At 65.5% G+C, this 9,641-nt stretch carries 8 protein-coding genes; 7 read left to right on the top strand and 1 reads right to left on the bottom strand.

Annotation, left to right across the window (positions count from 1 at the left end; all coding sequences use genetic code 11):
* Positions 1–388 (top strand): PDZ domain-containing protein (locus EDF69_RS19480; RefSeq protein ID WP_204991482.1); only part of this gene is annotated, 388 nt, incomplete at its 5' end.
* On the opposite strand, the gene EDF69_RS19475 is transcribed toward EDF69_RS19480, so the two are convergent.
* Positions 382–798 carry a MerR family transcriptional regulator gene (locus tag EDF69_RS19475; RefSeq protein WP_004212867.1) on the bottom strand — a complete coding sequence of 139 codons (417 nt, stop codon included), beginning with the start codon at positions 796–798 and terminating at the stop codon, positions 382–384. The two genes, EDF69_RS19480 and EDF69_RS19475, sit on opposite strands and share 7 nt — an antisense overlap.
* Before the next feature lie 78 nt (positions 799–876).
* Here EDF69_RS19475 and EDF69_RS19470 point away from each other — a divergent pair, with 78 nt between their 5' ends.
* The 6 genes from EDF69_RS19470 to EDF69_RS19445 all read left to right on the top strand — a co-directional run bounded on the left by EDF69_RS19470 (position 877) and on the right by EDF69_RS19445 (position 9,605).
* The gene (locus EDF69_RS19470) at positions 877–1,503 is read left to right on the top strand and encodes a cation transporter (RefSeq protein ID WP_004212870.1); all 627 of its coding nucleotides are present in this window, start codon (positions 877–879) and stop codon (positions 1,501–1,503) included.
* Entirely contained in the window at positions 1,503–3,470 is a 1,968-nt protein-coding gene (locus EDF69_RS19465) for a cytochrome c/FTR1 family iron permease (protein WP_004212871.1), read from the top strand. Before EDF69_RS19470 ends, EDF69_RS19465 begins: the two co-directional genes overlap by 1 nt.
* 73 nt (positions 3,471–3,543) lie before the next feature.
* On the top strand, positions 3,544–3,840 hold the full coding sequence (locus EDF69_RS19460) for a hypothetical protein (RefSeq protein WP_007406840.1): 297 nt from the start codon (positions 3,544–3,546) through the stop codon (positions 3,838–3,840).
* Positions 3,841–3,900: 60 nt separating this feature from the next.
* Positions 3,901–5,178 (top strand): TolC family protein, encoded by a 1,278-nt coding sequence (locus EDF69_RS19455; RefSeq protein ID WP_013039111.1) that lies wholly within the window; start codon positions 3,901–3,903, stop codon positions 5,176–5,178.
* A complete protein-coding gene (locus EDF69_RS19450) occupies positions 5,178–6,356 on the top strand; it encodes an efflux RND transporter periplasmic adaptor subunit (RefSeq protein ID WP_004212877.1) in 1,179 nt (392 codons plus the stop codon). Before EDF69_RS19455 ends, EDF69_RS19450 begins: the two co-directional genes overlap by 1 nt.
* Before the next feature lie 3 nt (positions 6,357–6,359).
* Positions 6,360–9,605, top strand: coding sequence for an efflux RND transporter permease subunit (locus EDF69_RS19445; protein ID WP_004212878.1), 3,246 nt, complete (start codon positions 6,360–6,362; stop codon positions 9,603–9,605).
* Positions 9,606–9,641: the final 36 nt, after the last annotated feature.

Raw genomic sequence — 9,641 nt, 5'->3', positions numbered from 1 at the left:
AGCTTGGCTCTCCACCAGCACGGTTGGCAATGTCGGCCTACCGCTGATCGCTCAATTCGACGTGGTGTTCGACGTGACCGCCGGATTCGTGTGGCTCCGGCCACTCGGTCCTCGTCGTCGCCTGCCGATGCTGAAGGACCGTAGCGGCCTTGGCCTCGCAGCCTCACCAACGGCGCTCACCGTTGTTCATGTGGCGGCGAACAGTCCCGCGGAAAAGGCTGGCTGGGCGGTCGGCGACCGGATCGTGGCGGTGAACGGCCATTCGATCGATGCGAACTATACGCGTGGGGAGCTCTGGCAAGTGCGCTCCCGGCCTGCTGGCACCCTCGTAAAGCTGACGATGGCCTCGGGTGATGTGCGCGAGCTCAGGCTGGCCGATTATTATTGATCGGCTTGAGGGTGGCCTTTGCCGATCGCCTTCATGATCCGACAATCGGCCATGCGCGCCTTGGTGCAGCTCTGGCTGAGCATTGCCAACTCATCCCGCAACACCGCGAGTTGCGCCAGTCTCTCCTCCACATCCTTGAGGTGCTGAGCAGCGATAGCTGAGGCGGCACCACAATCCTGGTCCGGGTTCTGCGCCAGCCCCATCAACGAACGGATCTCGTCGACGGAGAAGCCAAGCCGGCGACCGTTGCGGATGAAGTGCAAACGCTCAATGTCACTGGCATCGTAGGTTCTGCGACCCGACGCCGTGCGAGGGGCGGATCGGAGCAACCCGATCGACTCATAAAAGCGGATCGTCGTCACCTTCGTCGAGGTCTCGCTGGCGAGCTGCCCAATCATCACCGGCTTCATCATGCCATCCTTGCTTATGCGAACGTGTCGCACATTTCGCTTGCTTCTACAGCGACTGGAGGTGGTAAGGAAGGCCGCATGAATGCTTCTACCGAAAGCTGCGGGTGCCACGGGGAGCCCGCGCGCGCGCAAACCGATCCGGCCTATCGCCGTGCGCTGCTGACCGTCGTGGTGCTCAACCTCGGCTTCGGAGTCGCCGAGCTGTTCGGCGGGTTCATCGCCGATAGCCAAGCGCTGAAAGCGGATTCCCTCGATTTTCTCGGGGACGGGTCGATCAGCCTTATCGGTCTTCTCGCGCTTGCCTGGTCCGCACGGGCGAGGGCAAAGGTCGCGCTGACGCAGGGGTTGTTTCTCGGTGCGCTTGGCGTGGGCGTAATCGGTTTCGCGATTTGGCGCGCCCTGAACGCAACCGCGCCCGATGCCGAACTGATGGGCACAATCGGCGTTGTCGCGCTCGCGATCAATGTCGTGTCCGCCTTGGTGCTTGCGCGTTTCCGGGAAGGGGACGCCAATGTTCGCGCGATCTGGCTGTTCAGCCGCAACGACGCGCTCGCCAACGTGGCGGTGATCGCCGCGGCCGGTCTGGTGGCGTGGACAGGAAGCGCCTGGCCGGACCTCGCCGTCGCCGGCCTCATCGCCCTCCTGTTCCTCCACTCCGCTTATGAAATCGTCACTGGCGCTCGGCGCGAATTGGGAGAGCGGTAGTGCGTCTGCTCGCGTTGATCCGGGCAATGCTCTCGTTGCGGCTGCTCTCCGCGCTCGCGGCGCTGCTGATCCCTGCTGCGGCAATCGCCGAACCCGGCGACGTGCAAACCGCATGGCGGCTGCTCGACTATATGGCCGTCGATTATGGCGGCGCGGTCGCCAACGGTCGGATCAAGAGCACGTCGGAATATGCCGAGATGACGGAGTTCGCCGCGTCGGTCTCGACACGGCTTCAGGGCCTGCCGGCGAAGCCGGAGCGTCAAGCCCTCATCCAGCGGGCTGCCAACCTCCAGGCGGTGATCGCGGAAAAGGGACCGACTGAACAGGTGGCAACATTGGCGCACGGGCTCGCGGCCGATCTGTTGCGCGCCTACCCGGTGCCGCTCGCGCCCGATAAGGCTCCGAACCTCGTCTCCAGCGATGCACTGTTCCGACAATCCTGCGCGTCCTGCCACGGGATGACGGGCAACGGCCGTGGCCCTGACGCCGCCAAGCTCGCTACGCCCCCGATTGCTTTCACCGATGCCGAGCGCGCGCGCCAGCGCAGCGTGTTCGCGCTCTATCAGGTGGTGACGCAAGGCATCGACGGGACCGCGATGCAGAGCTTCGCCGATCTGCCCAACGATCAGCGCTGGGCGTTAGCATTCCGAGCCGGGAGCTTCGCCTTCACGGATGCGCAGGCGCGCGAAGGCGAGCGGCTTTGGAAATCCGACCCGACCCTTCGCCGGCGCATTCCGGACCTGAAAACCCTGGTCGCGCTCACCCCGGCCGCGCTCGGCGCGGCGATCGGCGACGCCAAGGCTGACCCAGTGCTCGCGTTCCTGCGTCGTCATCCCGAACAGGTGATACAACAGGCTCCCGGCTCGCTCGCGGTCGCCCGCGCCAAACTCGCCGAAAGCGTGGCGGCTGCGCGGCGCGGCGATGCGCGCATGGCGAAAGAGCTGGCGCTGTCGGCCTATCTCGATGGGTTCGAGCCGATCGAGCCAACACTCACCGCGCGCGACGCGACGCTGATGGGTCGAATCGAGGGCGCGATGGGGGAGTTCCGCGCCTCGATCGACCGGGGCGCGTCGCCCGATGATCTCGCGGAGAAGGTCGCAGTACTGGGCGGCCTTTTCGACGATGCGGAAGCGGCGCTCGCGCCTGATGCCGCCACCGAAGCGTCCACGTTCCTGGGCGCGTTCACGATCCTGCTGCGTGAAGGGCTCGAAGCCCTGCTCATCGTTGTCGCCATGATCGCGTTCCTGCGTAAAGCCGAGCGCGGCGAGGCGCTGCGGTACGTGCATGGCGGCTGGGTCAGCGCGATCATCGCGGGCGGGATCACCTGGGCGGTCGCCACCTATGCGATCGGGATCAGCGGTGCGAGCCGGGAGCTGACGGAAGGGTTTGGCTCGCTGTTCGCCGCGGTCGTGCTGCTCTCGGTCGGGATTTGGATGCACGGCAAGGCGCAGGCCGATCAGTGGCAGCGCTATATTCGCGAGAAGATGTCGCGGGCGCTCTCGGGCGGGTCGGGCTGGTTCCTGTTCGGGCTGGCGTTCGTCGTAGTTTATCGCGAGGTCTTCGAGACGATCCTGTTCTATGCCGCGCTTTCGGCGCAAGGTGACAACGGGATGCTTCTCGCGGGGGCCGGGTCGGCGATTGGACTGCTCAGCCTGATCGCTTGGGCCATGCTTCGCTACAGTCGCAAGCTGCCGATCGCGCAGTTCTTCCGCTATAGCTCCTGGCTCATGGCGGTCCTGACCGTCGTGCTGGCGGGTAAAGGCGTCGCCGCGCTCCAGGAAGCCGGCCTTATCAACATCGCACCGCTCGCGGACGTGCCACGGCTGTCGATGCTCGGCGTGTTTCCCACTTGGCAATCGGTGCTGGCGCAACTCCTGATGGCGGTCGCCATTGCGGTCGGGTTCGCCTGGAACGGGCGCGACCGATCCCGCTCGGGTTCCGGCTCAGTGACCCTTGGTTCGAATTAGTGCAATGACATGAAAACCCTTCCGTGATAGAGGCAAGCTAGTGCGAGCCTTTTTGCCTTTCCTGACATGCCTGATGCTGGTCCTGACCAGCTTCTCCGGCATGGCCCATGCCGCCGATCTGGCGGGGGGAAGCATCGCGGGCGTTGAGTTCACGGTCCATACCGCCGGTGACATCGATCAGGTGCCATCGGACTCGGACAAGAATGTCCCGCATCATCACAATTATTGTCACGGACACGACGTCGGCGCGCCTGCGCGCACGACGATGGAATATACCCCCGTCCTCACAGTGCCCAAGCCGACAATCTCCGCCTCTGCGTCGCTCGACGGCCGCACCGGCATGGTCCATTTGAGGCCCCCCCAAGCCTGACGTCCGATTTGGGCGTGCGTTGGCGCGCCCCTGTCGATCATCGTCAGGAGTCCTATTTTCATGAATCGTATCCTCGCGGCCATGCTGGCCGCAGCGTCTTGCGCCACGATGGCGCAGGCGCAGGTCGGACCGTCCGCGCCTGTTGCGCAGGATGCGCCGGTCTACACGCTTGACCAAGCGGTCAGTGCAGCGGGCGGTTCGGCCCCTGCTGCGGAAGCGGCGACAGCTGGAATCGACGCGGCCCGTGCAGGTCGCACAGTCGCCGGCTTGCGGCCCAATCCGGTGGTTCAAGGCCAAGTCGAGAATGTCATCGGCTCCGGGCCGTATCGGGGGGTCCGCAGCGCGGAAACCACGGTCGGCTTTGCGATCCCGATCGAGCTAGGCGGCAAGCGCGGCGCCCGCGTCGCGGTCGCCAATGCGCAATTGTCCCGGGCCGAGATCCAGGCCGCGATCATCGCGGCGGATGTCCGGCTTCAGGTAACGCAGCTCTATGTCGAAGCGGTCGCGGCCGATCGCCGGGTAATGACAGCCCGCGATCAGGCCCGGATCGCCAGCGATGCGCTGCGGGCCGCGAGCGTTCGCGTGCAGGCAGGGCGGGCATCGCCACTCGAGCAACAGCGCGCGGATGTCGCGCGTATCAATGCCGACGCCAATGTGGAGCGGCAGCTTCGCTTGGCCGAGGCGGCCCGCGCCAATCTGGCGCGTCGGATCGGACGGCCGATCGACGGCCTGCTCGATGACACGCTGCTCGATCGCCTTCCCGATGTGAACGTCTATGGGCCGTTGGCACCGGTCAACACGACCGGCACACTCGCGCTGGCGGCAGCCAACGCGGATTTCTCCATTGCCGAAGCCGGCGTGCGGCTCGCGCGCGCCAATCGCGTGCCTGACCTGAACGTCGGGCCGTCGATCCGCCGCCTGGAAGCGACCAACGACATGGCGGCGGTGTTCAGCGTGTCGATCCCGATCCCGGTGTTCAACAATGGTCGCGCCGCGATTGCGCAGGCGACCGCGCAGCGGACCCAGGCGGATGCGCAGCGCCGCGTGACCGCGCTCGACATCGAACAGGCGATCACGGACGCGCAGGCGCAGGCGGCCAATGCCGCAACGACGGCTCGTGCGGCGTCGGGGCCGGCGCTGGCGGCTGCACAGGAGGCCGCCCGCATCGCGCGGATCGGCTATCGCGAGGGCAAGTTCGGCCAGCTCGAATTGCTCGATGCTGAACGCACGCTCGCCGAAACGCGGGTCGCCGCGATCGACGCGCTTGCCAATTACCAGAATGCCCGCGCGCAAGTGGAGCGACTGACCGCTCGTGCGCCCAATGGGGGGAATCAGTGATGAAGAGCTTTTATCTCGCGGGCGCGGCGTCGCTCGCCCTGCTCTTGGCTGCCTGCGGCGGCAAGGATGGCGGAAACGAGGCAACTGCCGAAGGCGCAGCTGCCAATGAGACGGCAGCGGGCACGGAAAAGGGCGGTGCTGAAGGCGGTCATGCCGGTGAAGGCGTCGTCACATTGGGTGCCGACCAGATCGCCACAGCGGGCGTCCAGGTCGGACGGCCGATCATCGGCGGGGCCGGGACGATCGAGCTGCCCGCGATCATCGAGGGCGACCCACAGGGAACGCAGGTCGTCTCGGCCGCAATTGCGGGACGCGTGGTCGCGCTCACCCGTAACCTCGGCCAATCGGTCGGACGCGGCCAGACCATTGCGGTCATCGAAAGCCGCGAGGCGGCGCAGATCAAGGGCGAGGTCGAGGCGGCGCGGGCGCGGCTTCAGCTCGCTAATTCGAACCTCGCGCGCGAACAGCGGCTGTTCGCGCAGAGAGTCTCCCCTGAACAGGATCTGATCGCCGCCCGCACAGCGGCGACGGAGGCGCGGATCGCCCTGACGCAGGCGCAGAGCATGGTTTCGGCGGCGGGTGTCGGCGGCGGCGGGCTCAACCGGCTCGGCATTGCCGCGCCGATCTCGGGCCAGATCATTGCGCGCCCCGTGACGCTGGGACAAACGGTCGCGGCGGATGCCGAACTCTATCGCATCGCCAACCTGAGCCAGGTGTCGATCGCGCTTAATCTCAAGCCCGAGGATGCGGGCCGGGTGCGTCCCGGCAATACGGTGCTGGTGAAGGCGGCAGGCCGTCAGGCGACCGCCCGCGTGACCTTCGTGTCGCCGGCGCTTGATCCGCAGACGCGGCTCGTGCCTGCGCTCGCCACCCTCGACAATCGCGGTGGCGAATGGCGGGTCGGCGAGCCTGTGACGGCAGCCGTGCAGCTCACGGGCAGCGGCGGGAGCGGGGCGGTCCGCGTGCCGACGACGGCGGTCCAGAGTTTCGAGGGCAAGTCGGTCGTGTTCGTGCGCACGCCCACCGGCTTCAAGGCGACCCCGGTCCAGCTCGGCGATGCGTCGGGCGACACGGTGATCGTCCGGTCGGGCCTGACCGGCAACGAACAGATCGCCACCACCGGAAGTTTCACGCTCAAGGCCGAGATCGGCAAGGGCGAAGCGAGCCACGAGGATTAAGCCATGATCGCCCGTATCGTAACCTGGGCGGTCGAGAAGCGCTGGCTAGTCCTGCTCCTCACCGTCATCGTCGCCGCCATCGGCGCCTTTTCCCTCTACCGGCTACCGATCGACGCGGTGCCGGACATCACCAACAATCAGGTCCAGATCAACGTCCGCGCGCCTGCCCTCTCGCCCGAGCTGGTCGAGAAGCAGGTGTCGTTTCCAATCGAAACCGCGCTCGCCGGCACCCCCGGCCTGGAATATACGCGCTCGTTGAGCCGCAACGGCTTCGCGCAGATCACGGCGGTCTTTTCGGACGCGACGGACATCTATTTCGCCCGCCAGCAGGTGGGCGAGCGTCTGCGGGGCGTGCAAGAGAATCTGCCCGACGGCGTGAACCCTGAAATGGGTCCGATCGCGACAGGCCTGGGCGAGGTGTACATGTACACCGTTCGTCTCGATCATCGCGAGGACGACAAGCACAAGCCCGGTGAACCGGGCCAACAGCCCGATGGCAGCTACATCACGCCAGAGGGCGAGCGACTGACGACCGAAGAGGACAAGGCGACCTACCTGCGCACCGCGCAGGACTGGATCGTGACGCCGCTTCTGAAGACCACACCGGGCCTCGCCGGTGTCGACTCGATTGGCGGTTACGCCAAGCAGTTCCTCGTCGTGCCCGACGTGCAGAAGCTGGCCTCGCTCGGCATCACGCTGACGGACCTGGGAAATGCGCTGGAGCGCAATAACACCAGCGTCGGCGGTGGCTTCGTCAATCGCAATGGCGAAGGTCTGGCTGTTCGCTCGGATGCGCTCGTTCGCAATGCCAGCGAGTTGGCCAGGACCGTGATCGCGACACGTAACGGCGTGCCGATCACGGTCGAACAAGTTGCGACTGTGAAGACGGGTCAGGCGATCCGCATGGGTTCGGCATCGGAGAACGGTACCGAAGTCGTCGTCGGCACGGCGATCATGCGGATCGGCGAGAACAGCCGCATCGTGTCGACCGCGGTCGCTGAGAAACTGAAGACGATCAACGCTTCGCTGCCTCCTGACGTCGTAATTCAGCCGGTGCTGAACCGCACCGAGCTGGTCAATTCGACGATCAAGACGGTCGCGAAAAACCTGTCCGAAGGCGCGGTGCTGGTCATCGTCGTGCTCTTCCTGCTGCTCGGCAACTTCCGTGCGGCCCTGATCGCGGCGTTGGTCATCCCGATCACCATGATGCTGACAGGCTTTGGTATGCTGCGCGCTGGGGTCTCGGCCAATCTGATGAGCCTTGGGGCTTTGGACTTCGGTCTGATCGTCGACGGCGCCGTCATCATTGTCGAAAACGCGCTGCGCCGGCTTGCCGAGCAACAGCATCATGAAGGCCGATTGCTCAGCGTCAAGGAACGGCTCGCGACCGTGGCAGCCGCTGCGCGTGAGATGATCCGTCCCTCTGTGTACGGGCAGGCAATCATCATCCTCGTCTACGTACCGCTGCTCACGCTGACCGGCGTGGAGGGTAAAACGTTCGGACCGATGGCGCTGACCGTCATCATCGCGCTCGCCTTCGCCTTCATCCTCTCTCTCACCTTCGTGCCGGCGATGATTGCGATCTGGCTGTCGAAGAAGGTCGAGGAGAAGGACGGCCGCATCATCACGTGGCTGAAGAAGCGCTACGAACCCGGTCTCGACCGGGCCATGAAGCGCCCGACGCTGACGATCGGTGCGGGTGTGGGAAGCCTTGTGGTGGCGGCGCTTGCTTTCACTACGCTCGGCTCGGTGTTCCTGCCGCAGCTCGACGAAGGCGATTTGCTGATCCAGTCGCTCCGCATTCCGGCAACGTCGGTCCAGCAGAGCCAGGCGATGCAGGTGCCGATCGAGCGGATGATGTCGAAGCAGCCGGAGGTGCAATTCGTCTATTCCAAGACGGGCACCGCCGAGCTGGCGGCCGACCCGATGCCGCCGAACGCGACCGACATGTTCGTCATCCTGAAGCCGCGCAAGGATTGGCCGGATCCTGAGCTTCCCAAGGAGGAGCTGGTCAGCCGGATCGAGGGTAATCTCGCGAAGATTCCGGGAAATGCCTACGAGATCACCCAGCCCATCCAGATGCGCTTCAACGAGCTGATCGCCGGCGTGCGCGGCGACATCGCGGTGAAGGTGTTCGGGGACGACTTCAACCAGATGAACCGGACGGCCGAGCAAATCGCGGCGGTGCTGCGCAGAACGCAAGGCGCAGCGGACGTGAAGGTGGAGCAGACGACCGGTCTTCCCATGCTCGACATTCGCGTCAACCGCGACGCGATGGCGCGGTTGGGCGTTACGGCTCAGGATGTGCAGGACACCGTGACTGCGACGATCGGCGGGCGAACATCGGGCCAGATCTTCGAGGGCGACCGTCGCTTCCCCGTGGTGATCCGCCTGTCGGAGGCGCAGCGTGCCGACATCGGCCTGCTCCAACAGGTGCAGGTGCCGGTGGCAGGCGGCGGCTATGTACCGCTGTCCAGCGTCGCCGAGATCAAGGTGGTCGATGGTCCGAACCAGATCAGCCGCGAGAACGGCAAGCGGCGCGTGGTGGTGCAAGCCAACGTGCGTGGCCGCGACGTCGGATCCGTCGTGGCGGATGCGCAGGCGGCGATCGGCAGCCAACTCCGGCTGCCTGCCGGCACCTATCTCGAATGGGGCGGCCAGTTCGAGAACCTCCAATCGGCAAGCGAACGGCTGAAGCTGGTCATTCCGGCTTGCTTCATCTTGATCCTGCTGCTCCTCTACGGGGCGTTGGGATCGGTCCGCGACGCCGCGATCGTGTTCACCGGCGTGCCTTTCGCGCTGGTGGGCGGCGTCCTGTTGCTGTTCCTGCGGGGCATGGACTTCTCGATCTCGGCGGCAGTGGGCTTCATCGCCCTCTCGGGCATCGCGGTCCTCAACGGCCTCGTCATGGTCAGCTCGATCCAAGATCTGATCCGATCAGGGATGAGCCGCGAGGAAGCCGCGCATGTTGGCGCGATGCAGCGTCTGCGACCCGTCATCATGACCGCGCTAGTCGCCAGCCTCGGCTTCGTGCCGATGGCGCTGGGCGAAGGCGCCGGCGCAGAGGTTCAAAAGCCTTTGGCGACGGTCGTCATCGGCGGTCTGATCTCGGCGACGCTTCTTACGCTGTTCGTGCTGCCGACACTCTATGCCCGGTTCGGGCAGAAAGTGATCGAGAAACCCGAGCACTACAATGAGGAGCATGAAGGGGACGACCACGGTCAGACCTTCGTGAACAACTTGGCCTGATGGATGGGCGGGGCGATCCGCGATCGCCCCGCCCAT

This window comes from Sphingomonas sp. JUb134, from assembly GCF_004341505.2.
In the GTDB taxonomy this organism is placed as follows: domain Bacteria; phylum Pseudomonadota; class Alphaproteobacteria; order Sphingomonadales; family Sphingomonadaceae; genus Sphingomonas.
The sequence above is the reverse complement of the archived record's forward strand: the minus strand, read 5'-3'. Positions and strand labels throughout refer to the sequence as shown.